This is a genomic window from Aliidongia dinghuensis (genome assembly GCF_014643535.1).
GTDB classification, from domain to species: Bacteria; Pseudomonadota; Alphaproteobacteria; order ATCC43930; family CGMCC-115725; genus Aliidongia; species Aliidongia dinghuensis.
Genome location: NZ_BMJQ01000009.1, coordinates 147,351 through 171,774, shown reverse-complemented (window position 1 = coordinate 171,774; position 24,424 = coordinate 147,351). Strand labels below are relative to the sequence as shown.

The following is a 24,424-nucleotide window of genomic DNA, read 5'->3' as shown; positions in this document are numbered from 1 at the left end:
ACTACCATGTTGCAAATGGTAGTGAGAATCATTTGCAATTGCTGTTCGACCTCACTAAGGTCCGCCTCGTCGGATTGAATTGCGGGGCGCGATCACGACCTCATGCGCCGGAAAACTATGGCGCTGAAAGGGGTTGGACGGGCTCCCGCCGAAGAGGGGTGGGACATTTAACATGCGTGCATTGGATTCGGCCGAAAGTAGCCTTCGGCGTCCGTCGTTCCTGGGCCTGTCACAGCCGGCGCTGGCCGCGACCACGGTTTGCATGACCTCGGCAGCAACGCTGTCGGGTGCCTTCGCCCAGACAGTGACGGCCAGCCAGGATCCGCCGCAGGGCGACGGCAAGGCCGAGCAGATTACCGTCACCGGCGTCCGGGCGCTGGTGAACGACAAGCTGCCGACCGGACTGCAGGACGCGCCGCAATCGATCAACGTCATCGACCAGCAGCTGCTGAAGGACCAGGGCACGACGCGGCTGCAAGACGCGCTTAAGAACGTGCCGGGCATCACCTTCAATTCGGGCGAGGGGGCGGCGCGCGGCGACACGGTCAATCTGCGCGGCTTCTCCGCCTTCAACGATTTCTTCCTCGACGGCATCCGCGATGCCGCCGTCTACACCCGCGACAGCTTCGATCTCGACCAGGTCGAGGTGCTGAAGGGCCCGTCGGCGGTGCTGTTCGGCCGCGGCTCGACCGGCGGCGTCATCAACCAGGTCTCGAAGGCGCCGACGCTGGCGCCGCTCTATGCCGGGACGGTCTCGGCCGGCACGAACTCGCTGTTCCGCGGCACGGCCGACGTCAACGAGCCGCTGACCGCGACGTCGGCGATCCGCCTCAACGCGATGGCCGAAAGCTCCGACGTTGCCGACCGCGACATCGCCCACAACGAACGTTGGGGCGTGGCACCCTCCTACGCGCTCGGCCTCGGCACGCCGACGACGCTGACTTTCTCCTACCTGCACCAGGAGGAGAACAACGTGCCGGACTTCGGCATCCCGTTCATCAACGGCCAGCCGGCGCCCGTGTCGCGCAGCTCGTTCTATGGCCTGACCTCGGACCAGAACACGGCGCGCGACGACATCGCCACCATCCGGGTCCGGCACGAGTTCAGCCGCGCCCTGTCGGTCTCCGACACGCTCCGGCTCGCGAGCTACATGTTCGGCTATCGGTTCAATTCGCCCAACTTCGGGGCGACCGCGCCGACCGCGACGACGCCGCTCAGCGCGATACGGGTCGGCCACGACGAGCCGTCGAGCCAGGGCGCCCAGACCAACCTCACCAACCAGACGGATGTGACCGCCCGCTTCGCCACGGGGCCGGTCGACCACATCGTGACGGTGGGTGCCGAATTCTCGCGGCAGACCTCGAACATCGGGCGGTTCAACAACCCGTTCAACAAGAACAACAACTTCATCCCGATGACGCCGCTGCTCAGCCCGGACCCGAACGAAGTGGCGCCGCCGGAGGGCATCGCCTCGCAGCAGAATACGACGGCCTATTCGAGTGCCGGCTACCTGACCGACACGATCCAGATCGGCCCCTACGTCGACGTGATCGGCGGCGTGCGCTACGACCGGTTCGCGGCCAGCTACAACCAGTACACGCTCGCGACGGCGACGACGCTGCACCTCGACCATGTCGACCACGAGACGAGCCCGCGCGCCGCCATCGTGATCAAACCGGACGACACGCAGAGCTACTATTTCTCATATGGCACGTCGTTCGACCCGTCGGCCGAGGCGCTGACGCTCACGACCAAGACCGCCGGCCTGTCGCCCGTCGAGGCCAAGACCTACGAGGTCGGCGGCAAGACCTCGTGGCTGGGCGGCATGTTCAACGTGACGGGCGCGCTGTTCCATACCGAAGTCGACAACGCCCAGACCAACGACCCGGACAACCCGACCATCACGACGCTGGCGGGCGATCAGCGCGTCCGCGGCTTCGAGCTCGGCATCAACGGCTACATCACGCCCGCGTGGGAGATCTATGCCGGCTATACCTATCTCGACGCGAAGACCATCAGGTCGGGCACGGCGGCCTTCGTCGGCAAGGTGTTGCAGAACGTGGCTCGGAATTCCGGCAGCCTCTTTACCGAATACAATATCAATGACGACTGGATGGTCGGCGGCGGCGCCAACTGGGTGGGCCATCGCTTCGCGGATTTCGGAGAGCAGGCCAACCTGCCGGGCTATGTCACCTTCAACGCCGTCGCCTCCTATCAGCTGAACGACAATGTGAAGCTGCAGGTCAACGCCACGAACCTGCTCGACAAGAAATACTACGACGCGGCCTACTACACCTCCGCGGCGGAGAACCATGTCGTGCCCGGGGCGGGGCGCACCGTAATCTTCTCGACCGCCTTCACGTTCTGACGATCATGCTGCTTCAGATCCCCGGCGTGCTCAGCGCCGACGAGGTGGCGCTGTGCCGCGACCGGCTCGACCGGGCGGATTGGCACGATGGCCGGCTGACCGCCGGCCATCAGTCGGCCCGCGTCAAGGTGAACCAGCAGCTGCCTGAGACCGATCCGGTCGCGCGCGAGCTCAGCGAGCTGGTGTTGCGCGCGCTCGAGCGTGCGCCGGATTTCCTCGCGGCGGCGCTGCCGCGCCACGTCTATCCGCCGCTGTTCAACCGTTATGTGCCGGGTATGTCGTTCGGCGCCCATGTCGACAATGCCGTGCGCCAGGTGCCGGGCACGGCCTATCGGCTCCGGACCGACGTGTCGGCGACGCTGTTCCTCTCAGCACCCGAGGACTACGACGGCGGCGAGTTGGTCGTCGAGGACACCTACGGCACCCATTCGGTCAAGCTGCCGGCCGGCGACATGGTGCTCTATCCCGCGACCAGCCTGCACCGTGTCATGCCGGTGACGCGCGGCGCCCGGGTCGCTGCCTTCTTCTGGACCCAGAGCATGGTCAAGGACGACGGCGAGCGCAGCCTGCTGTTCGATCTCGATCTCGGCATCCGCGAGTTCGCCAAGACGGCGCCCGAAGCCCCGGCGGCGCTCAGGCTGACCGCCTGCTACCACAACCTGCTGCGCCGCTGGGCGGAACTCTAGGCGACACGATGTGGACCCGTCGTCGATCGGCCGCGGCGCGTTTCGACGCGCCGGACGCGGCCAAACTCGCGCACATGTCACGGCACGAGCTCCAGGAACTCTTGAGCGGCGACCCGGCCGTCGCGGCACCCTGGGTGCGGATCGGGGCCGAGGGCGGGTTGACCGAGGCCCAGGTGCGGCTCGGCCGCATGCTCTTGGCGGGCGAGGGCGTGCCGAAGGATGCGGCGGCGGCCGTGCGCTGGTTCAAGACGGCGGCGCGGTCGCACGATGCGGACGCCATGAACATGCTGGGCCGCTGCCACGAATTGGGCTGGGGCGTGCCGGCGGACGTTGCCGAGGCTGCGGTCTGGTACGGCCGCTCCGCCGCTGCCGGGAATGACTGGGGCCAGTACAACCTCGGCCACCTCTATCTCGACGGCAACGGCGTCGAGCGCGCCCCGGCGAAGGCGCTCGCCTGGTACTTGAAGGCCGCGGCCCAGGGCCATGCCCGGGCGATGAACCTGGCGGCGCGCTGCTATGAGGAGGGTTGGGGCACGGCCAGGGACCCGGCTGCCGCGTTCGACTGGTATCGCCGCTCAGCCGAAGCCGGCTATTTCCGTGCCCAGTACAATTATGCGACGGCGCTCGCCGAGCGCGGCCTGGCTTCGGCGGCGGCCGAGTGGTTCTGGCGTGCGGCCGAGGGCGGCACGCCGGACTTGCGCCGGACCATTGCCGACCGGCTTTCGGCGAGCCGCGTGCCGGCCCTGGTCACGGTCGCCGAGCGGGTCCGCGGGCTCGATTGAGGTCGGTCGCTTCGAGCCCGGTCGCGCCAAGCCAGGCGGCCGGCGTCAGGCCGTAGGCGCGCTTGAACTGCCGGGTCATATGGCTCTGGTCGGCGAAGCCGGCCTCGGCGGCGGCGAGGGCCAGCGGGGTGCCGCCGGCCATGAGATGGCGGACCTGGTCGAGCTGGCGCAGCGTGCGGAACCGGCTCGGGCTCGTGCCGTAGAGCGCGCGGAACTGCCGGGCGATCGTCCAGCGGTCGAGGCCGGAGACGCGTTCGAGCGTCGCCATCGAATGCCGCTCGGTCGGGCTTTCCGCAATGAGGCCGCGGACGCGCGCGATCGCTCGGAGCGCCAGCGAGCCGGTCGGCGGGGCACCGGCCAATGCGGCGGCGCTGAGCAGGCTCGCGACGGCAACGATGATCTCCGTCCGCGCGAGCTCGTCGATCTCGGCTTGGAGATCCAAAGCGTCGGCGAGGAAGCCTTCCGGTCGAAGCAACGGGTCCAGCACCGGGGTGCGGACGAACGGCAGCGGCCGGCCGCCGAGCGCGTCCTGGACGAGGCGCGGGTCCAGATAGACGACCCGATAGGCGAAGCCTTCGTCGGTACCGGCGCCGCCGTCATGCAGCTCGTCGGGATGCAGGATGTGATATTGGCCCGGCAGCGCATGCTGCCGTTCGCCGCGGTAGCAGAACGCCTGCACGCCGGCCAGCGTCACGCCGATCGTATAGGTGTCATGGCGATGCGGTGCGAAGGCCTGGCCCCGGAACCGGGCTTCGGCCCGTTCGATCCCGTCGCCGCCGCGCCCGATCCGGATGCAGTCCTGCTCCGCCGCCTCGCTTCTGCCCAGCCCGACGCCGGTTGCTGATCGGCCGTCGTCGCTGTGTCGCACGGTCCTGTCCATGCCCGCGAGCCTAGCGGAAGTCCGTCGGCAACGGCCATGACTTCTGCGGCTGGAAGGTTTCCTACGCTGCGGCGCCGGTACTGAAATGCGCCAGCCGAAAGCCGCGATTGAAAAGCTCCGCGTCGGCTGCCTTGAAGCTCGCGAGATCGGTCGCGAACACAAAGGGCGCAGGGCCGGAGCCCGAGCGCCAGATCGCGTTCAGGCCGTGATGAGGCAGCGCCACGAGGCGTTCGCCGGCGACCTCGTGCTGGGCGTTCATCCGCGCGAACTGGGCAAGGTCGACCGGATTCTGGGCGAGCCAATGCTGCGCACCGGTTCCGGGGCGCCACAGGCCGAGAAACTTCCCTGAGCCGCGGGCATCGTGCCGCATGTGGCAGAGGCGCAGCCCGCCAACGAAGAATTCGGCGTCCTGCTGCTCGAACTCCTCGGCGGTGAGGCCGGTGCGCCAGCATTGTGCGCCGGTACCCGGGCGCCAGACGGCGTACCAGCCGTCATTCGAATCGATGCCGTTGATCGTATCGACCCGGACCAGGCGCTGGCTGCTCGCGAAGAGTTGGTTGTCCAACACCTTCAGTTCACGGCGGGTCATGCCGGTCTGCCAGTGCTGCGCGCCCATGCCCGTGCGCCAGACGGCCGAGTGGTTGCCGTCGCTGTCGACCTGCAATGCGCTGAGGCGCAGGCCGTCGTCGAAATGCTTCTGGTCGAGCGCCTTGAACTGATCGAAGGACACGCGCGCCGCCCACCATTGCGCCCCGGTGCCGGGGTGCCAGACGGCGCTGAAATGGCTGCCCATGTTTCGCCTCCGGGACTGGACGAATCCGGGTGGCGGCTCAAATCGGCTTGCCTCAGCCGGCCGGTGCCGCCGCGGCATGAAACACCGTTCATGCCGATTCCGGTTATGAGCCGGATCACAGTTGGCGATGCATGGACGGCCTGTTAGGGCGCCAGCGTCCAGCCGGTGACGCGGGTCAGCTCGATGAAGCCCAGCCGTTCGAGGATCGGCCGGCTGGTCGCGCGCGCGTCGACGGTGAGATAGCGATAGCCGCGCCACAGCGCTTCCCAGGCACGGGCGGCGACGAGCGCGCGATAGATGCCGCGGCCGCGATGCCCCGGCACGGTCCCGCCGCCCCACAGGCCCGCAAACGCGCGGCCGCGCGGCATCTCGAGCCGGCCGGCTGCGACCGGACGACCATCGTCATAGGCCACGAGCAGAGCCAGGGTCGGGTCGGCGAGGCGTGCGGCATAGGCGTCGAGCGCACAGGTCTCGTCCCGGTCGAAGGCGAGGCCGGCGGCCAGGGCGAAGTCTTCGAGTGCTGTGAGGTCACGCACCTGGCGAATTTCGATACCGTCGGGCGGCAGGTCATCGAAGGTGCCGGCCTCGAGGTCGCACACCATGAAATGCTCGGTCTCGTCGGCGACGAAGCCGGCTTGGGCCAGGTGGGCGGCAAGATCGCACGGCCGGTCATGGCCGTAGAGCTTCCATTCGACGGCGACGCCGAGCGTTCGGAAGAACGCGACCTGGGCCTCGATCTCGCGGTCGACGTCGGCGCCGGCGAGCGCCGAATAGCCGATCAAGTGATAGGCGCCCGTGGTGCGGAGCACGCCGCCGGACCAGGCGCGCGACACGCCCGGTTCCGGCGGCGGGTCCGCCCGCATCTCGGCATCATATTGCCGAAGGATGCAGGGCAGATCAGCGACCATGCTCATGCCGCGCGCTGCTCCCGGTCGGCGTCGAGCAGCCGGGCATAGAGGCCGCCCGGACGCTTCGCCAGTTGCTCGTGCGAGCCGTCTTCGACGATCCGGCCGCGGTCGAACACCAGGATCCGGTCGGCGTGGCGGACGGTCGAGAGCCGGTGCGCCACGATGATCGTGGTGCGGTCGCGCATCGCCTGGCCGAGGGCCTGCTGGATCGCCTGCTCGTTCGCCGTGTCGAGGCTCGAGGTCGCCTCGTCGAACACCAGGACCGGCCGGGGCGCCACCAGGGCCCGGGCGATCGCGACGCGCTGCCGCTCGCCGCCCGACAGCTTGACGCCGCGCTCGCCGACCAGCGTCTCATAGCCGTCGGGCAGGCCCAGGATCATGTCGTCGAGCCGCGCGCGCCGTGCCGCGTCGCGGATCGCCTCGCGCGTGGCAGCCGGCGCGCCGTAGGCGATGTTGTCCGCGATCGTGCGGTGGAACAGCACCGGATCCTGCGGCACGAGTGCGATCTCGCGCCGGACGCTCGCCCGGGTGCAGAGGCCGACGTCCTGATCGTCGATCAGGATGCGGCCGCCGTCCGGCCGATAGAGCCCGAGCAGCAGCTTCACGAACGTGCTCTTGCCGCTGCCGGATGGGCCGACCAGCGCCACGGTCTGGCCCGCCTCGATCTCGACGCTCAGGTCCTCGAACACGGCGCCGTTCGCCTCGGCATAGCGAAAGCACAGGCGATCGAACCGGATGGCGCCCGGGCCGGGCTTGAACTCGGCCAGGCCCGCGTCCTCCTCCGCCTCGTTCGGGCGGGTGAGCAGCGTCAGGAGCTCCGTCATCTCCGAGACTGCGTTCTGGGCCTCGCGCATGCCCTGGCCCATGTTGCCGAGCCAGCCGCGCAGCACGAAGCCGGCGCCGATCACCATGGCGACGGTGCCCGCCTCGACCAGACCGCTGCGCGCCTCGATCACGACGATCGCGATCGGCAGGATCAGCACGACCGACGAGATGGACGAGGACAAGGCACCGCTATTCACCGCACCGTTCCAGCCGCGCAGGATCTTCGCGTGCCAGGTCCCGACGACCTTGTGGAAGCGGCCTTGCTCGTTCGGCTCCATCGCCCAGGACTTGACCGCGGCGTTGTTGCCGAGCACGTCGACCAGTTCGCCGGTGATCTTGCTGTCCTGGGCGAACGCCTCCTTCATCAATGGCATCACCCGCGTGAGGTTGAACCAGCCGATGGCGGTGAAATAGACGACGGCGCCCAGGAGCATCGCCGTGGAGGCGAGCGCGCTGTCGCCCACGATCGTGGCAGCGGTGATCAGCACCAGAAGCACCGACGGCAGGAACAGGAAATAGCAGACGCTGACGAAGATGTCGTAGCCCTGGGCGCCGCGCGTCACCTTGCGCGCGGTCGAGCCGGCGAAGGCGTCGGCATGCCAGCTCGTATCGAAGCCCTGGCACTTCTCGAAGCCCGCCTGGTAGATCGCAGCCATGGCGTCGGCGGTATGACCATTGATCGCCCGGTCGGCGAGCCAGCGGAACAGCACGGCCAGCGCGAACACGCCGAGGATCGCGCCGAATCGGGCGACGAACGTCGCCAACGCGGTGTCGTGGCCGGCAAGGTCGACCGCGTCGCCGATGAGCCTGGTCGACGCGACGGTCAGGCCGACGAACATCACCTGGCCGAACACGAACCACAGGACGCGCGGCAGATCGGCCGCGAGATGGCGCAGCACGAAACGCCGGACGTTCTCCGGTTCGGGCTCAGGCCTGAGCGCGGAACGGACGGTCGGGGACAGGGCAGACATCGGACACTCCTTGGCGCCCGAAACTGTCCCGGACGCGCAATCAATCCGATATCGGAAGTATTTTCGAAGATCAAGCGCGAAACGCGCAGATCACCCGTCCTGGTGGTGGGGTTTCCAGCATGGACTGGCGCTACTGGGCCGCGAGATAGGCGGTGATTGCGCTGATTTCCGCTGGATTGAGCGGTGCCGAATTCGCGTGCATCACCTCGTTCGCGCGGGCGTTCGATGCGAAATTCCGCAGCTGTTCCTGGAGATATTCCCGATGCTGGCCGGCGAGTCGCGGGATGGCATCCATGCCCTCGGCCTTTTCGCCGTGGCAGCCCTGGCAGGCCGGGACGTCCCGGTCGGGCAGGCCTTCGACGAAGATCCGCTGGCCCGCCGCCATCTCGCCCGGATCTTGCGGCGTCCCCGGCACCGGCGCCTGCATGGAATAGTATGTGGCGATGCCCTTGATCAGCGGGTCCGTCAGCTGGGCGGCCATGCCCCACATGTAGGTGAGCGCGTGCGGGTCGGCGCGGGTGTGGTCATGGAACGCCTTCAGCTGGGCCTCGAGGTAGCCGGCCTGCTGGCCGGCGAGGCGCGGGAAGGTCGGCGAGATGCTATGCCCGCCCATGCCATGACACGAGGAGCAGACATGGACGATGCCCTGGACTTGCTCCGGGGGCGCCTCGCCGGTCGATGTCGCCGGCGGCTTGCTGCTGCAGGCGGTGAGCGTGGCGGCGATGACGGCGACTGCAAAGGTCTGCCGGATGGGGGCGGCGGATCGGACGGGGGTCATGGGCGTGCGCGCTCCAGCCGTTAGAAGGCGAACCAGACGAAGGCGTAAAGCGTGTTGTTCTTGGTCGCGGCACTGCCGACCTGGCCGTCGAACTGCGGGTAATAAATGTACTGGACGCCCAGCTTCAGGTTGAGCCAGGGCCAGAAGCTCGGGCCGCCGTGGTTGAACGGAATATAGTCGAGCTCGCCGATGATGCCGGTCGAGTTGGGCTTGCCGCTCGGCGAGTCCGGGTAGAGCGTCGGGTCGGCCGAGCCGTCGAGGCGGAAAGCGCCCAGTGTCACGCCATAGGTCTGGTCGTAGTAGTAGCTGGCCTTGGCGTGCAGGCTGCGCAGGGTGTTGTGCGTGTTCGACGCGAGCCCCAGCGTCGGGTTGCCGCTCGCCGACAGATTCTGGTTCTCGAAGATGGCGCTCGCCTGGAGCGAGAAGCTGTTGCGATCCGTCAGGAACTGGTACTGCGCGTCGATGCCGACATCGGTCAGATGGTCGGCGCCGAAGCCGCCCAGGCGCTGTGGCTTGACGCTCGCCGCCATGCCGAACAGGCCCGCCTCGAGCGAGTTGCGGTACCAGTCCCGCTGGACCGCCGCGCGCCAGTAGGGTGCCACGCCGTTGATGCCGTTGTTGGCCGAGGAGAAGGCACCGAACGCCCGCTGCACCCCGGGCGACAGCGTGCGATAGACGCCGGCTTCCAGATAGACGAGCCGGTCCCAGTAGGCATAGGTCGTGAGCCCGGCCACCTGCTGGGCGAAGCCGCCCTCGATCATGGTGGCCGCCAGCGGCGTCGGCGCCAGCTTCGACGAGACGAACGGGAAGCTCCAGGCCGGCGTTGTGTTCCACACGTCCTGCACGGTCGGATTGTTGTTGAGGCTGAGCCCCAGCACGGTTTCCGCCCCGGCGATATTGGCGGTGCGGGCATAGCGGATGTCGGTATTGTCCCAGCTGAAGGCGCGGCCGATGCCGTCGTAGGTGACCTGGGCGAAGGCGCCCAGGTTCGAGGCGATGGCGCCGCCGTAGAACAGGCTGGTCTGGTCGGTCGCGAAGTTATTGTTCTGGCCGAAATGCGGTGCGGCACCGCCGGGCTGGCCGGTCTGCGTGTGTGTGAAACTGTCGAAATTCATGACCGCGATCGGCGGCAGGTCCGATGAGCCGCCGCCGAAGACATAACCGTTCAGCTTGAACAGCCGGCCATAGGGTGTGAGCTCCGGAAAGCCGTTGTGACAGGCGGCGCATTGCTGGCCGGTCTGTCGGGCGTAGCTCGGCAGGGCTTGGGCATGCCGCGGCGCCGCGAAGAACGCGATGCCGGCGGCGGCCGCGACGGCGAGGGCGATGCTGATGGCCGAGATCGCACGCCGGCCGCTTCCACTCCCAATGTCCATCGCCATCTCCCGCGCCGATCGCGAGACGGACGTCCGACCCTCGGCCGTGTCCTTCGCGTGCCCAAGGTCGAGGCGACGTTCGAGGGCAGCCAGGTCGTATGAGCCGGCGGCTGCATGGCCCCGCTAGTCGAGCGGTTCGGTCCGCCTCTGCCTATCGATTGCGTTTCATCATAGGCGCGAGCGGATGCGCAGGATTTGATCCAGGTCAAATCGTTGGGGGAGCATTCCTGGCTTCGGCAGGGGGAGGGGTTAGCCCTGCTTGCGGCGTGCCGTGCCGCGCAGGCGATCGGTATAGCCCTGCTCGACCAGCAGCTGGCTGAACTGTTCCGAGGTCGCCTCGCAGCGTGCCGGCGCATACTTGAGGTCGCTCGTGTAGAACTGCGCCAGCGACGTGATGCCGTGCTCGGCCATCTTCGCCGCCATGTCGGGGCCGAGCGCCTGATAGCGCTGCCAGCCCTTGCTCTCGCGCTCGGCATAAAGGTCCAAAAAATCGGCGTCGGCCGGCGGCTGGTAGCGCTCGCGGTGGAGATAGGCTGCGAGCGGCAGCCGGTCGCGCCGGGCCGGCGCCTCGTCCGGATAGCCCACGACCAGGCTCGTCACCGGCACGCAGGTTTCCGGTAGTTCCAGAGTGCGCGCGATCTCGGTCGCGGCGTCGATGGTCGTGCCGAGATAGCAGATGCCGAGCCCGTGCGCCTCGCAGGCGAGCGCCACGCTCTGCGCCAGGATGATCGCGTCGAACGCCGCGACGAGGAAGCCCTGCAGGTTGTTGAAATTGTCCCGCGCCTCACGCAGGGTCAGCCAGCGACGGGTGCGGTGGACATCGGCGCAGAACGTGATGAGCAGCGGCGCCTGCCGGATCATCGGCTGCTCGTAATGCAGCGCGCATAGCTTCGCCTTGCGCGCCGGATCCTCCGTCAGCACGAGGGCGAAGGTGTTGAGGTTGCCCGACGAGGACGAGCCCTGGATGGCGTCGGCGCAGATGCGCTCGATCAGTTCGGGCTCGATCGGATCGGTCTTGAAGCGCCGAATCGAGCGATGGCTGCGCAGGAGCTCGGAAATGACCGCGCCGCGTTCGTCCGTCATGAAACTGTCGCTCCGGGACAAGAGATCGAAGCGACGTGCTTAGCCGATGCGGACGGGCAATTCTACCGAGAGGCGACGGATGCGCAGTGAAAGGGCCGCCTGTGCGGGCGGCCCTGGGTGTGATTCACCGCTGCCGTCCGGCGCGGTCAGTTGAACGCGGCCTCGTACTTCGTGCCGTCGGCGGTAATCGGGCTCAGGAACATCTCGACCCAGCGCAGGTCGGGCAGTTGCACCTGGTGCGCCTCGGACGTCAGCACCAGACCGTCCATGCTGGTCAGGATCAGCGAGAACGGGTCGCGCAGGTTCGTCGGGCGATTGCCACGGCTCTGCAGCAGGACTTTGACGAGCTTCAGCGTCGGCATGGGGCCGCCGTCGGCGTAGACCTTGAGATACTTGTCGACGAACGGCGTGAAGCTCGCCGCCGTCAGCTGCGGGGTCCGGTGATCGACCAGGGCGGCCGCAATCGCGCGCGAGCCGAGGCCGGCGAGGCAAGCCGCGGCACTGCCGGCACCGACCAGCAGTTGACGCCGGGTGGGCGATTTTGGGGCGAGATCAATTGTAGAAATGGGCAGCATAAATTCCCCCCGAAAAAAAAGAGCTTCGATGCGATTGGGAAACTGAAATCGACTGAACCTAAGGTTATTCTAGACGCTATTGCGGTAGCTGGAAACCGGCTATGTTCAACCCGGGACGCAATTTTCAGCGCCAGACGGGCTGTCCCGGCGGTGCAAGGAAGACAGGCACGTGCAGGCTGGTTTCTGTCGGCTACCCTTGACCTTCGATGCGCCGCGGCTGCTCGCCGACCTGGCGCGCATCTCACGGGACGATTGGCACGCACATTTCAACGCCGACTATCACGACGGCGGCTGGACCGGCCTGGCACTCCGCGCCGTTGCGGGCAGTGCTGTGGCGCTCTATCCCGAGCCCCGGCCGGAAGCGGCCTATGCCGACACGCCCCTGCTCGCGGCTTTGCCCGAATTCGGCCAAGCGCTCGCGCGGTTCCACTGTCCGCTCCATGCGGTGCGGCTGCTGCGGCTCGCGGCCGGTTCGCGCATCCGCGAGCACCGGGACTATGGCCTGGGATTCGACCAGGGCCTGGTCCGGCTCCATGTCCCGCTCGTGACTGGCCCCGACGTCGAGTTCTACCTGGACGGCGAACGGGTCGCGATGGGCGCCGGCGAATGCTGGTATCTCGATCTCAGCCGGCCGCACCGGGTACAGAACAACGGCACGATCGACCGGATCCACCTGGTGCTCGATTGCGAGGTCGATGACTGGCTCGTCTCGCATTTCCCGAGCGAGGCGGAAGGGGCGGCGCAGCGGCTGTCACCGGCCATGGTCGCGGCGGCGGCCCAGTCGTCGCAGCGGCAGTTCGAGGCGTTTCGGGACCTGGTGCTGCGGGACGCAGCACTCCTCGCGCCGTTGCGTCGGGAGGAGGAACCGACCCGCTTTTCCGAACTCGTGGTCGAAACCGGACGGCAATTGGGCTTCCGCTTTACGCGCGACGATGTCGCCTCGGCCCTGCAGGCGGCGCGGCGCGCCTGGCTCGAACGCACGCTCGTGTCATGAGCGTCGACCTGGTGCCGCTTGACGGCTGCGTACCGCTTCGCACGCGCTGGCAGGCGGGCGAGCCCTGGATCGACTGGTGTCATCTGGGCACAGCGCGGTTCGGCGAGCCGTTCTTCGAGGAGACGATCGGCGCGCAGCTCCGCAAACCGGCCAACCTGCTGTTCCAGCCGCGGACACCGCTCGCCGTGGCTGAGGCTTGGCTCGTGCGCGATCCGCCCGTGCCGCCGACCGGCTTCGTCTTCCACATGTCGCGTTGCGGCTCGACGCTCATGTCCCAGATGCTGGCGGCGTCGCCGCGCCATGTCGCGATCTCCGAGGCGATACCGATCGACACGGTGCTGCGACCGGATCTCAACCCGGCCGATCTCGACGACGAGACGCGCATCCGGCTGCTGCGCGCGGTCGTCGGCGGCCTGGGCCAGCGGCGGGTCGGCGACGAGGAGCGGCTGTTCATCAAGTTCGACTGCTGGCACGTGCTCGACCTGGCGCTGATCCGCCGGGCCTTTCCGACGGTGCCGTGGCTGTTCCTCTATCGCGAGCCGATCGAGGTGCTGGTCTCCCAGCTCAAGCGGCGGGGCGTCCAGACCGTGCCGGGCATGATGCCGCCGCAGGTGTTCGGCATCGATTTCGCCGCGGCGGTCGCCATGCCTCCGACCGACTATTGCGCGCAGGTGCTGGCTCAGATGTGCCGGGCGGCGCTCGTGCAATGCCAGGGCGGCGAGGGGCTGCTCGTCAACTATGCCGAACTACCGGAGGCACTCTGGACGAAGGTCCCGGCGCATTTCGCCGTCGATTGGACGCCCGGCGAGCGCGCCGCGATGGCAGAGGTGCTGAAGGTCGACTCGAAGTCGCCGTCCTTCGCCTTCGTGCCGGATGCCGAGGAAAAGCAGCGCCTCGCCCCGGAACCCGCCCGGCTCGCCGCGGCGCGCTGGCTCGAGCCGGTCTATCGCGAACTCGAGGCGCTGCGGTTCGGCGTGCCCGCGCCTTCCGCTTTCGCTTCCCTTGCTTAGGACGAGATCGAGTAATGGACCAGCCCCCAATGGACCAACAAATTACTGCCGATGATTTTTCGCCGCTTGTCGGCCGCGCCTTTGCCCCGGTCGGGCGCGAGGAGCGGCTGACGCTCGTCAGCGTCGAACGCGGACGGGTGCCGCCAAGGGCGACGCTGCGCCAACCTTTCGTCCTCTTCTTCCAGGGCTCGCAGGACCGCCTCCTGCCGGAAGGCATCTATCGGTTCGAGGTCGACGGCGGGCGGAGCTTCGAGTTCCACGTCATGCCGATCCTGACGCCGCCCGGTGCGCCGCAGGATTACCAGGCCGTGTTCAACTGAACTGGTCGCGCCCCAACTGATCAGGGTGGCGGCGCGACCGGCCAGCGTTCAATCGAACGGGCTCAGTTGCGGGTCGGGAACACGCCCGTGATTGCGATGCACCAGGTGACGGCCAGGAAAGGCATCCGGTTCTCGTGCGGCTGGCCGCCGCCGCCGGTGCCGAGCGGTCCCATAGCGACGCTGGGCGCGTTGGTGCTGTAGACCGGCTCGGCCGGGCTGTTCGTTTCCACCGCCGTGCCGGTACCGAGTAGCACGCCCGTGCTGGGCACGTTGGTGCCGTTCGCGGTGCCGTTGGCGACGGCCATCACGTTGTGCGTGTGGGTCGGCATCTCCGTGAGTTGCAGGGTATGGGCCTCCTCGCCAGCAATCCCGCCGAGATTATACGGCGAGAGGCCGGGGCCTTGGCCGGCGCCGACCGTGATGCGGCTCTGCATGTTCGGCAGCGCGAAGGTCGTGACGCCGTTGCCGCCGTAGGTCGTGCCGAGCAGCGAGAATAGCGCGGTATTCTGGTTGATCGACAGGATCTGCCCGTTGCACAGGGCATAGCCGCGCGGGGCGAAGTTGCCGGCGAACATGATCATCTCGCCGAGAAATGGCTCTGCCATGACTCACCTTTCGTTGCGGGCTAAGCCCTAGTTGCGGGCCGGGAAGATGCCCTGGAGGGCGATGCACCAATTGATCGCGAGCGACGGCTGCAGATTGTTGTGCGGCAGTGGTTGAGCCTGGCCGGCGTACGTCACGCTCTGCTGCGAGAGCTGTGTCGCCGGGCTCGTTGCCGTCGTGTAGCGGTTGACCGCGAAGCCGGTGCCGCCGCGACCGGGGCCGTGCATCTCAGCCAGCACCGCGTTTGCCGGCGAGGCGGTGGTGGCGGCCGTGGCGTTCGCCAGCAGCCCGTGAGTATGCGGGCCCAGCTCCTGGAGCAGCAGCGTCACCTGCTCGACGCCGTCCTGCTCGCCCACGACATAGTCAGAGAGGCCCGGCCCTTGTCCGCTGTGAATGGGCGTCCGGCTGCGCAGGTCGGGCAGCGCGAAGTTGGACGTACCGTTGCCGCCGTAAAACGTGCCGAGGATCGAAAATAGCGCGGTGTTCTGGCTGATCGGCAGCAATTGCCCTGCACAAATGGCCCAGCCGCGCGGGGCGAAGTTCGAGGCAAAGGGCATGAGCTGGCCGACGTAGGGGTTTGCAGGCATCTCATTCACTCCGTTCTGTCACCGGTCTCATGCCGTTGGCCGGCTTGCGGCTCGGCGGACCCGTGGCGTTGTGTGCTCGCCGCCGTCAGTTCTGCGAGGGGAAGATGCCGAACAGGGCGATGATGTAGTTGAGCGCCAGGAACGGCTGCCGGTTCTCGTGCGGCACACCGCTGCCTGCAGCGCTGATCGACGAGGGGCTGAGGGCCGTGGCGCCGGTCGTCGAGGCCGGTACATAGGCGGGCACCGTGGTTTCGACGGTGCCGAGCACGGTCGTCGAGCCCGGCGTGGCGGTGGTGACGGTCGCCGCCGCCTGCAGGCCATGGCCGTGCGCTGGGACCTGGCTCGCGACCAGGCTGACGCTCTCTGTGCCGCCCACCTGGCCTTGGGCATAGAACGACAGGCCGGCGCCCTGGCCCGCGCCGACGCTCGCCCGCCCCCGGAAGTCGGGCAGCGCGAAGGTGGTCTGGCCGTCGCCGCCGTAGGTCGTGCCGAGTACGGAGAATAGCGCCGTATTCTGGCTGATCGACAGCAGTTGGCCGTTGCACATTGCCCAGCCGGAGGGCGCGAAATTGCCGGCGAACACGATGATCTGACCGATGAGGGGTTCGCTCATGGGAAGGTCCTATGAGTTGGCCGACTGAGGAGTTGGCCTATGGGATGGCATGCCACGGACGACGCCGGCCGCGCTCCCAGTCGGAGCGCGGCGGCGACCGGCGGGCAGTCTTAAGCGTTGCTTCCGGGAAGCGTCGACCGGCGGTGCCGCAGGGCCAAGAGCCCGGCGAGGCCCGTGCCGAACAGCGCGAGGCTCAAGGGCTCCGGCGCCGAGGTGGTGCTGCCGGGGAAGGTCAGGTCAAGCTTCAGTTGGTCGCCCACCGCGGCATTGACGCCGGTGAGGTTGAGCAGGATCTCGTTCGGCGAGACCAAGGTGAGCGCCGTCGGCGAGAAATCCGCGGCGCTCGCCACGTCGACCGACACGCTGGTGATGTCGACGCCCGACGAGAACACGAAGTCGAAGCCGGTGAAGCTGTCGGTGCAGGGCAGTGTTCCGCTGCAATAGGGCTGCGCCAGATCGTTGGTCAGCGTGATCTGCGTGCCCGTGAAATCGAGCGAGGTCTCGCTTTGCGCGCCCGGGCCGTAATGCAGGCCGCTGACGAGGGTCTGCGTGCCCTCGTTCTCCTGGTCGGCGGTGACGTCCGCGCCGAGGTAGAAGCTCGGGTCAACCGTGTTGGTGCCGCTGCCGATCAGATCGGCCTTGGCCGGGGTGCTCGCAACCGCCGCGAGACCGAGACACATAATGCCGAAACAAATGCCGAGTCGCATGAAAAGCCTCCCCTGGATGGTCGTCGGCGGGAAAAGCCGCTTATTTCAATAGAATAGAACTTGGCGCCCAAGCGGCGCTCAACACGTGCTGCGCGCACATATTGAAATCAGCGGTAACATTAAACGAATAATTTGGCATTTGGAAGGGCTGTCAGAACAATCGACGGTGTTTTTCCTGGTTGAGGAAATCTCGTGCCAGTGGCTCCCGCTCACGCGATTCCAAGGCGTTTCCAACGGTTTGCTGCGAGGCAGCAGGCGAATTTGTGTAATTTTCTCGTCCTCTCTCATTGAAGTATTTATTTTTACTAATCAAGTATTGGAGGCGCGCCGTTTCGCGCTTCTGACGCACCGGCGGCGCGCGAAGGGAAAAAAATAATAAAATTTTAGATATGGAAACGGGTCTTTTGGTGCCTCTGCGCAATGATGCTGCGGCCGATCGAATTTGCCGGCGCGAATCCTTCGTCGCTACCAACTGGTGCGATCTACGGTCGACCCGGTACTCAGATAGTGCCGGCGTACGTTACGCGCCGGCGGTCTTGCCGATGACCGTCGCGATTTCCTCGCGCAGGATCGCCACCACCTCCGCGACGCGGGGCTCGTCGAGGCGCGAGGCGAGCGTCGCGGTGCTGATCGCGCATTCGGGCACGCCCAGGTGGCGCGGCACCGGTACGGCGACGCCGCCGACCTCGGCCAGGAACAGCCCGCCCGACTGGGCGAAGCCATCCGCGCGGATGCGTTCGACCCAGGACGGCAAGCTCTCGGGCAGGTCCGGCACGGCCATGCGCAGGCGCCGGTCGTTGTGGGCGAGGATCGTGTTGGCCTCATCCTCGCTCAGGGTCGACAGGATCGCGAGGCTGCCTGGCCCGATGCCGAGCGGGATGCGCCCGCCAACACCGCCGGTCAAGGTCCGGACATTGACGAGGCCGTCCTGCTTGGCGAGGCACACCGCGTCGTAGCCGCTGCGCACCATCAGGAACGCGCTGTCGCCGGTCCGCTCGGCGACGCGCATCAGCGCGCCGCGCCAAGTCTCGACCAGCCCGACCGTCGATTGCGACCGGAGCGCCAGGGCATAGACCTCCGGCCCCAATTGATAGCGCCGGCCGGTTGCGGCGCGCAGCGCGAAGCCCTGCTGCACCATGGCGGCGAGCAGCCGATGCACCGTCGGCTTCGGCAGCGCCACCGCCTCGGAAATCTCGGCCAGGCTCGCTCCCGTGGCGCCATGGGCCGCAAGCGTGCGCAGTACGTCGAAGCTCTTCTGGGTGGATTGGGCCGGGATCATGGCGAGATAATTCCATATTTCGGAATTGTGGTGAAGACAAATATCATGATGTGAAATCTTCTTTACAGACCCGGCCGGGCCGTGATGCAGTTTGCGCGGATTTGCCGGAGGGCGGATGGAGCGGGTAGCACTGATTTCGGGAGCGAACAGGGGGATCGGCGCCGCCGTCGCCCGACGCCTCGATGCTGCCGGCTGGCACCTGGCCCTGGGCGTGCGCCGGCCAGAGGCGCTGCCGCCGGACCTGGCACCGTCACCGACGCGCACGGCCCATCGCTACGAGGCACAGGACCGGGACGCGGGTGCCCGCTGGGTCGCGGACGCGCTTGCCGCTCACGGCCGCATCGATGCGCTCGTCAACAATGCCGGCATCGCACCGCATGTCGGGCTGGAGGACGGCGACGACGCGCTGCTCGACGAACTGTTCGAGGTCAACGTCAAGGCGCCGTTCCGGCTGATCCGCGCGGCGCTGCTGCCCTTGAAGGCGAGCGGGCGCGGCCGCGTGATCAATATCGCCTCGCTCTCGGGCAAGCGCGTCTTGGGCCTCAATGCGGGCTACCAGATGTCGAAGCACGCGGTCATGGCGCTGACCCATGCGGTGCGCCGGGTCGGCTGGCCGCACGGCATCCGGGCGACGGCGCTCTGTCCGGGTTTCGTCGATACCGACCTTATCGCCGGCAAGACCGATCTTGGTGCGGACGAGCTCATCCGCCCGGAAGATCTGGCGCGCATGGTCGAGCTGCTGCTCGACCTGCCGAATTCCGCCGCGATCGCCGAACTGCTGATCAACGGCCGCTACGAGACCATGCTGTGAGCCCCCAGGGACAATCGACGGGACAATTCATCCGCCTGGCCGAGCGGCCGGGTGCCGAGATCGCCTTCACCCTCGACGGGCAGCCGGCCACGGCCAGGCCGGGCGATACGGTGCTGACCGCGATCTTGCTCAACCGGCCGAGCATCGGCGCCAGCGATTTCACGCCGCACGACCGGGCAGGCTTCTGCCTGATGGGTGCCTGTCAGGCCTGCTGGGTCTATGACGCGTCCGGCGCGCGCCGGCGCGGCTGCTCGACCTTGATCGAGCCCGGCATGGCGCTGTTTACCAAGTGGGTGCCGTCCCATGGCTGAGCTCGTCGTCATCGGGGCCGGCCCGGCCGGCGTGCGCGCCGCCGCGACGCTCGCCAAGGCCGGCCGGCGCGTCGTGCTCATCGACGAGAACCTCCGGATCGGCGGCCAGATCTATCGCCAGCCGCCGCCGGGCGCCGAACGGCCGGCGGAGGCACTCTACGGCTTCGAGGCGGCGAAGGCTGTGGCGATCCATCAGGCGCTCGACGGGCTCGGCGACCGCATCGACTATCGGCCGGAGACGCTGGTGTGGAACGTGCGCGGCCGCGTGCTCGACCTCACCGGCCCGCGCGGGGCGGAGCGACTGGAGTTCGACCGGCTGGTGCTCGCGACCGGCGCCACCGACCGGTCGATCCCGTTCCCGGGCTGGACGCTGCCGGGCGTGTTCAGCCTGGGCGGCGCGCAGATCGCCTTGAAGGCGCAGGGCTGCGCCATCGGCCGGCGCGTCGTGTTTGCCGGCACCGGGCCGCTCCTGCCGCTGGTCGCCTACCAATATGCCAAGGCCGGCGCCACGGTGGCGGCCGTGCTCGACACCAGCAGCTTTGCCAATAAGCTCAAGGCGGCGCCCGGCCTGCTCAACCTGCCGAAGGTCTTTGCCAAGGGGCTCTATTACCTGGCTGAGTTGAAGCGGCGCGGCGTGCCCGTGATCGACGGCGTCGAGGGCTTCGCGGTCGAAGGGGCGGCGCGGCCGGAGGCGATCACCTGGCGGCGCGGCGGCGAGACCCGGCGCATCGCCTGCGACGCGGTCGGCGCCGGCTTCGGCCTGCGCTCGGAGACCCAGCTCGCCGATCTGTTGGGCTGCGCCTTCGCGTTCGACGACCTCACGCGCCAATGGCTGCCGGTCAAGGACGCGGACGGTCGCGCGTCGGAGCGGCATATCTATCTGGCGGGCGACGGCGCCGGCATTGCCGGGGCGGATGCGGCCGAACTCGCAGGCGAGCGCGTGGCACTCACGATGCTGGGCGATCTCGGCGCGGCGGTCGACGGGGGCCGCGTCGCGGTGCTCGACCGGGGCCTGGCGCGCATCCAGCGCTTCCGCCGGGCGATCGAGGCGGCGTTCCCGTTCCCGCATCACTTCCATGCGGCCATCCCGGACGATCTCACCATCTGCCGATGCGAGGGGGTTTCCGCCGGCGACCTGCGCCGTAACGTCGAAGTGCGCGAGGCGCGCGAGATGAACCGGCTCAAGGCCTACAGCCGCCTGGGTATGGGCCGCTGCCAGGGGCGGATGTGCGCGTCCGCCGGGGCGGAGCTGCTCAGCCATTGGCGCGGCATCGAGCTCGAGGCCGTGGGCCGGCTCAGGGGCCAGGCGCCGGTCAAGCCAATCCCGGTCGCGGCCTCTTCACCGGAGGAAGCGGCATGACCGAGCGGCTGAGGGCAGATGTCGCGATCATCGGCGGCGGCACGGCAGGCTGTGCGGCAGCGCTGGCGCTCCAGAAGCGCGGGCTTACGGCCGTGGTGCTGGAAAAGGGCTTTTGCGGCGCCGGTGCCAGCGGCGTCAATTTCGGCGGCGTCCGGCGCCAGGGCCGCAGCTTCGCCGAGCTGCCGCTCGCGACGCGCTCGCGCGCGATCTGGGACCGGCTGCCCGAACTGGTCGGCGAGGACGGCGAGTTCCAGGTTTCGGGCCACGTCAAGCTCGCCCGGTCCGAGGCCGATATGGCCTATCTCGAGACCTATGCGCGCGACGCGGCGGCCTATGGGCTGGATCTCAAGCTGATCGGGCCCAACGCCGTGCGGGCCGACTACCCGTGGCTCGGGTCCAAGGTGGTCGGCGCCTCGCTCTGCGTCGACGATGGCCAGGCGAACCCGCGCCTCGTCGGTCCCGCCTTCGCCCGCGCCGCGCGCCGGGCCGGCGCCGACATCCGCGAGCTGACGCGGGTCGAGGCGGCGGCGTCCGACGGCGAAAATTTCGAGGTCCGGGCAGCCGGCGGGCTCACGGTCGAAAGCCGCTGGCTCGTCAATGTCGCGGGCGCCTGGGCCGGCAAGGTTGCCGCCTGGTTCGGCGATGACGCCCCGGTCGCGACGCTGGCGCCCAACATGATCGTGACCGAGCCCTTGCCCTATTTCATCAACCGCTCGATCGGCGTGTGCGGCGGCGACATCTACGTCCGCCAGGTCGATCGCGGCAATGTCGTGTTCGGCGGCGGCGCCGGCTGGGGCGACATCGAGCTCGAGCGCTCGCGGCCGGTGACGGCAACGACCGAGGCGTCGATGGCGAAGCTTATCGACCTGATTCCGGCCTTGAGGGGCGCCATGGTCATCCGCTCCTGGTCCGGCCTCGATGGCGAGATGCCGGACCATATCCCGGTCATAGGCCCCAGCCCGCACCATCCGCGGCTGCTGCACGCGTTCGGCTTCTCGGGCCACGGCTTCCAGCTGGGGCCCGCCGTGGGCGAGGTGCTTTCGGAACTGATCGTCGATGGCGAGACGCCAACCGACATTGGGGCTTTCACGATCGAGCGTTTTCGGTGATCCAATAACGACAACGAGAACGGCCCACCCAAGGGCCAACGAAAGGAACGGGGACGATGAAAAGGCTTCACATCCTGGCGGCGGCGCTTTGCTGCATGGCTTCGCCCGTGGCACTTTCTGCGACCGCCCAGGCAGAAAAGATCCTGAATGTCGGCATGGCGGCGGCCGACATCACCACGCTCGACCCGCATCGCGCGGTCTCGACCCAGGACAAGCCGGTGATGAACTGGGTGTTCAACGGGCTCGTGCGTTTCAAGCCGGGCTCGGTCGCGATCGACAGTCTCGAGCCCGACCTCGCCGAGAAATGGGAATCGACGCCGGACAAGCTGACCTGGACCTTCCACCTGCGCCACGGCGTGCAGTTCCAGCGCGACTTCGGCGAGCTCACGGCCGACGACGTGGTGTTCTCGCTCGAGCGTGCCGCCAATAAGGACACCTCGACCTTCGCCGCCGACTACGCCAACGTCGAGAGCATCAAGGCGCTCGATCCCTACACGGTGCAGATCAAGCTGAAGCAGGTCGTGCCAGGCTTCCTGGGGCTGGTCGCGAACTACCAGGGCGGCAATATCGTCTCGAAGAAGGCGGCCGAGAAGCTGGGCGACCAGTTCCGTACCATGCCGGTCGGCACCGGGCCGTTCGAGATCAAGGACTACCAGCCGAACCAGGGCGTAACACTCGTCGCCAACGCCAAATACTTCCGCGGCAAGCCAAAGATCGACGGCATCAATTACAAGTTCATCCCGTCGGATGCGAGCCGCGACCTGGCCTTCTCCTCAGGCGAGCTCGACCTGCTCTATGGCCGGCAGGACCAGAAATGGGTCGATCGCGAGAAGGAGCAGCCGAATACGGTGGTCGACGTGATCCGGCCGGCCGAACTCGCGGAGCTTTCTCTCAACGAGACCAAGCCGCCGCTCGACAATCTCAAGGTCCGGCAGGCAGTCGCCTATGCCATCGATCGCGCGGCGATTGCGCAGTTCAAGGGTGCGGCCACGGCGGAACCCGCGGTTTCGGTCGTGCCGGCAGGCTATCTCGGCACGATCGACGCAAAGCTGTTCCCGCATGACGCTGCCAAGGCGAAGGAACTCCTGAAGGAGGCTGGCTTCCCGAACGGCATCACCATCACGGCGATCCAGACCAGCCTGCCGACCATGCTGAATTCCATGCAGATCATCCAGGCGCAGCTGAAGCAGGCCGGTATCAACCTCGAGCTCCAGGTCGTCGACCACCAGACCTTCCACGCACAGATCCGCAAGGACCTGAGCATGGCGGTCTACTATTCGGCGGCGCGTTTCCCGGTCGACGACATCTATCTGACGCAGTTCTTCCACTCGCGCTCGACGGTCTTGACGCCGACCGCGGCAACCAACTTCTCCCATTGCAAGGTCGCCGATCAGGAGATCGACCAGGCGCGCATCGAGCCCGATGAGGCGAAGCAGAAGGCGCTCTGGGCCGCGGCGCAGCAGAAGATCGTTGACGACGTCTGCGCCGTGCCGCTGTTCGAGCAGCTGCAGGTCTGGGCGCACCACACCAACCTGCACTTCAACTACGACCTCAAGGGCTCGCTCAACCTCGGCCCCGACATCACCGAGGCGACGACGCTGGACTGATGAAAGTCGTCATTCCCGCGTAGGCGGGAATCCAGCAAGAGCCGCGTCCGCGGCGATAAGACTCTCTTCCGCGCTGTCGCGCGTAAGGGGCTGGGTTCCCGCCTGCGCGGGAATGACGGATGAAAAGCAAGGGATCTTTGGCCGCCGCATGCTGCGTTTCGTCGCCCTTCGCCTCGTCATGGCGTTGCCCACGCTCTGGGCAGTGTTGACGCTCGTCTTCGTGCTGGTGCGCATCGTGCCGGGCGATCCGGCGCTTGCCATCCTGGGCGACCAGGCGACCGAGCAGGCGCTGGTGGCGCTCAGGCACCGCATGGGGCTCGACGTGCCGCTGTGGGACCAGTACCTGCAGTTCATGGGGCAGCTCCTGCGCGGTGACCTCGGAGAATCCATGGTCAGGAACCGGCCGATCCTGGGCGAGGTCGCGGCCGTGCTGCCCTATACGCTGGAGCTGACCTTCATCGGCATCCTCCTGGGCGTGGTCCTGGGCCTGCCCATGGGTGTGCTCGCCGCACAGTATCGCGGCGGCTGGATCGACGCCGTCGCGCGCTGGACCTCGCTCGCGGGCTTGAGCTTCCCGGCCTTCATCTCGGGCATTCTCATGCTGCTGCTGCTCGCGGTCGAGCTGCCCTGGTTCCCGGTCATCGGCAACGCGCCGTTCGCCGATCCGGGCGGCCATCTCCGGGCGCTGGTTCTGCCGGCGCTCAACCTCGGTCTCATCATGGTCGCCTATGTCGCGCGCGTAACCCGCTCGGGCATGCTTGCTTCCTTGAGCGAGGACTATATCCGCACCGCGCGCGCCAAGGGCGTGCCGGCGCGGCTCGTGGTCTGGCGCCATGCGCTCAAGAACGCGCTGATCCCGGTCGTGACCGTGGTCGGGCTTTATTTCGGCATCCTGATCGGCAATTCGGTCCTGACCGAGATCGTGTTCAACCGGCCGGGCCTGGGCAAGCTCATCGTCGGCGCCCTGAACGACCGGGACTACACCATGCTGCAGGGCCTGATGGTCATCTACGCGCTCATCGTGGTCGTGGCCAACCTCGCGACCGACCTCGCCTATGGCGCGGTCGACCCGCGCATCCGGGTGCGCTGAC

At 67.6% G+C, this 24,424-nt stretch carries 25 protein-coding genes; 12 read left to right on the top strand and 13 right to left on the bottom strand.

What is annotated here, in order from left to right; all coding sequences use genetic code 11:
• Window positions 1–172 precede the first annotated feature (172 nt).
• From IEY58_RS18040 to IEY58_RS18030, 3 genes are read left to right on the top strand one after another with little or no spacing between them, the layout of a single operon-like run.
• Complete coding sequence (locus IEY58_RS18040; protein WP_189048271.1) at window positions 173–2,368, top strand: TonB-dependent receptor; 2,196 nt, start codon at window positions 173–175, stop codon at window positions 2,366–2,368.
• Window positions 2,369–2,373: 5 nt separating this feature from the next.
• A complete protein-coding gene (locus IEY58_RS18035) occupies window positions 2,374–3,054 on the top strand; it encodes a Fe2+-dependent dioxygenase (RefSeq protein ID WP_189048269.1) in 681 nt (226 codons plus the stop codon).
• A gap of 8 nt (window positions 3,055–3,062) precedes the next feature.
• A complete protein-coding gene (locus tag IEY58_RS18030; protein ID WP_189048268.1) occupies window positions 3,063–3,836 on the top strand; it encodes a tetratricopeptide repeat protein in 774 nt (257 codons plus the stop codon).
• Here IEY58_RS18030 and IEY58_RS18025 read toward each other — a convergent pair.
• The 8 genes from IEY58_RS18025 to IEY58_RS17990 form a co-directional block, all read right to left on the bottom strand.
• Complete coding sequence (locus tag IEY58_RS18025) at window positions 3,802–4,704, bottom strand: AraC family transcriptional regulator (protein WP_229743801.1); 903 nt, start codon at window positions 4,702–4,704, stop codon at window positions 3,802–3,804. The genes IEY58_RS18030 and IEY58_RS18025 overlap by 35 nt on opposite strands.
• A gap of 73 nt (window positions 4,705–4,777) precedes the next feature.
• The gene (locus IEY58_RS18020) at window positions 4,778–5,509 is read right to left on the bottom strand and encodes a hypothetical protein (RefSeq protein WP_189048264.1); all 732 of its coding nucleotides are present in this window, start codon (window positions 5,507–5,509) and stop codon (window positions 4,778–4,780) included.
• A 143-nt stretch (window positions 5,510–5,652) separates the two neighbouring features.
• Entirely contained in the window at window positions 5,653–6,423 is a 771-nt protein-coding gene (locus tag IEY58_RS18015) for a GNAT family N-acetyltransferase (RefSeq protein ID WP_189048262.1), read from the bottom strand.
• Window positions 6,420–8,213, bottom strand: coding sequence for an ABC transporter ATP-binding protein (locus IEY58_RS18010; protein ID WP_189048260.1), 1,794 nt, complete (start codon window positions 8,211–8,213; stop codon window positions 6,420–6,422). Before IEY58_RS18010 ends, IEY58_RS18015 begins: the two co-directional genes overlap by 4 nt.
• 130 nt (window positions 8,214–8,343) lie before the next feature.
• Window positions 8,344–8,991, bottom strand: coding sequence for a c-type cytochrome (locus tag IEY58_RS18005; RefSeq protein ID WP_189048258.1), 648 nt, complete (start codon window positions 8,989–8,991; stop codon window positions 8,344–8,346).
• Window positions 8,992–9,011: 20 nt separating this feature from the next.
• Window positions 9,012–10,364, bottom strand: a complete 1,353-nt coding sequence (locus tag IEY58_RS18000; protein ID WP_189048256.1) for a cytochrome C — start codon at window positions 10,362–10,364, stop codon at window positions 9,012–9,014.
• A 249-nt stretch (window positions 10,365–10,613) separates the two neighbouring features.
• Window positions 10,614–11,447, bottom strand: coding sequence for a nitroreductase family protein (locus IEY58_RS17995; protein WP_189048254.1), 834 nt, complete (start codon window positions 11,445–11,447; stop codon window positions 10,614–10,616).
• A 146-nt stretch (window positions 11,448–11,593) separates the two neighbouring features.
• The gene (locus IEY58_RS17990) at window positions 11,594–12,022 is read right to left on the bottom strand and encodes a DUF6916 family protein (RefSeq protein WP_189048252.1); all 429 of its coding nucleotides are present in this window, start codon (window positions 12,020–12,022) and stop codon (window positions 11,594–11,596) included.
• Between the two features lie 169 nt (window positions 12,023–12,191).
• On the opposite strand from IEY58_RS17990, the gene IEY58_RS17985 reads away from it, so the two are divergent.
• Genes IEY58_RS17985 through IEY58_RS17975 form a run of 3 tightly spaced genes read left to right on the top strand, consistent with a single transcriptional unit; the run spans window position 12,192 to window position 14,346 of the window.
• A complete protein-coding gene (locus IEY58_RS17985) occupies window positions 12,192–13,016 on the top strand; it encodes an aspartyl/asparaginyl beta-hydroxylase domain-containing protein (protein WP_189048250.1) in 825 nt (274 codons plus the stop codon).
• Window positions 13,013–14,026, top strand: a complete 1,014-nt coding sequence (locus IEY58_RS17980; protein ID WP_189048248.1) for a sulfotransferase family protein — start codon at window positions 13,013–13,015, stop codon at window positions 14,024–14,026. Before IEY58_RS17985 ends, IEY58_RS17980 begins: the two co-directional genes overlap by 4 nt.
• A 29-nt stretch (window positions 14,027–14,055) precedes the next feature.
• The gene (locus IEY58_RS17975) at window positions 14,056–14,346 is read left to right on the top strand and encodes a DUF6916 family protein (RefSeq protein WP_189048246.1); all 291 of its coding nucleotides are present in this window, start codon (window positions 14,056–14,058) and stop codon (window positions 14,344–14,346) included.
• A gap of 62 nt (window positions 14,347–14,408) precedes the next feature.
• Here IEY58_RS17975 and IEY58_RS17970 read toward each other — a convergent pair whose 3' ends face one another.
• The 5 genes from IEY58_RS17970 to IEY58_RS17950 form a co-directional block, all read right to left on the bottom strand.
• A complete protein-coding gene (locus IEY58_RS17970) occupies window positions 14,409–14,951 on the bottom strand; it encodes a phage tail protein (protein WP_189048244.1) in 543 nt (180 codons plus the stop codon).
• A 27-nt stretch (window positions 14,952–14,978) separates the two neighbouring features.
• Complete coding sequence (locus IEY58_RS17965; protein WP_189048242.1) at window positions 14,979–15,536, bottom strand: phage tail protein; 558 nt, start codon at window positions 15,534–15,536, stop codon at window positions 14,979–14,981.
• 85 nt (window positions 15,537–15,621) lie between these two features.
• The gene (locus IEY58_RS17960; RefSeq protein ID WP_189048240.1) at window positions 15,622–16,149 is read right to left on the bottom strand and encodes a phage tail protein; all 528 of its coding nucleotides are present in this window, start codon (window positions 16,147–16,149) and stop codon (window positions 15,622–15,624) included.
• Window positions 16,150–16,259: 110 nt separating this feature from the next.
• Window positions 16,260–16,856, bottom strand: a complete 597-nt coding sequence (locus tag IEY58_RS17955; protein ID WP_189048238.1) for a PEP-CTERM sorting domain-containing protein — start codon at window positions 16,854–16,856, stop codon at window positions 16,260–16,262.
• Window positions 16,857–17,376: 520 nt separating this feature from the next.
• Window positions 17,377–18,135 (bottom strand): IclR family transcriptional regulator, encoded by a 759-nt coding sequence (locus IEY58_RS17950; RefSeq protein WP_189048236.1) that lies wholly within the window; start codon window positions 18,133–18,135, stop codon window positions 17,377–17,379.
• Window positions 18,136–18,250: 115 nt separating this feature from the next.
• Between IEY58_RS17950 and IEY58_RS17945 the strand changes: the two genes are divergently transcribed.
• From IEY58_RS17945 to IEY58_RS17920, 6 genes are all read left to right on the top strand, one after another.
• On the top strand, window positions 18,251–18,946 hold the full coding sequence (locus tag IEY58_RS17945; protein ID WP_189048234.1) for an SDR family NAD(P)-dependent oxidoreductase: 696 nt from the start codon (window positions 18,251–18,253) through the stop codon (window positions 18,944–18,946).
• Window positions 18,943–19,257, top strand: coding sequence for a (2Fe-2S)-binding protein (locus IEY58_RS17940; RefSeq protein WP_189048232.1), 315 nt, complete (start codon window positions 18,943–18,945; stop codon window positions 19,255–19,257). The genes IEY58_RS17945 and IEY58_RS17940 overlap by 4 nt, the downstream gene beginning before the upstream one ends.
• A complete protein-coding gene (locus tag IEY58_RS17935) occupies window positions 19,250–20,617 on the top strand; it encodes an FAD/NAD(P)-dependent oxidoreductase (protein WP_189048230.1) in 1,368 nt (455 codons plus the stop codon). Before IEY58_RS17940 ends, IEY58_RS17935 begins: the two co-directional genes overlap by 8 nt.
• The gene (locus IEY58_RS17930; protein ID WP_189048228.1) at window positions 20,614–21,726 is read left to right on the top strand and encodes an NAD(P)/FAD-dependent oxidoreductase; all 1,113 of its coding nucleotides are present in this window, start codon (window positions 20,614–20,616) and stop codon (window positions 21,724–21,726) included. Before IEY58_RS17935 ends, IEY58_RS17930 begins: the two co-directional genes overlap by 4 nt.
• Window positions 21,727–21,782: 56 nt before the next feature.
• On the top strand, window positions 21,783–23,333 hold the full coding sequence (locus IEY58_RS17925) for an ABC transporter substrate-binding protein (protein ID WP_189048226.1): 1,551 nt from the start codon (window positions 21,783–21,785) through the stop codon (window positions 23,331–23,333).
• Between the two features lie 148 nt (window positions 23,334–23,481).
• On the top strand, window positions 23,482–24,423 hold the full coding sequence (locus IEY58_RS17920; RefSeq protein WP_189048224.1) for an ABC transporter permease: 942 nt from the start codon (window positions 23,482–23,484) through the stop codon (window positions 24,421–24,423).
• Window position 24,424: the final 1 nt, after the last annotated feature.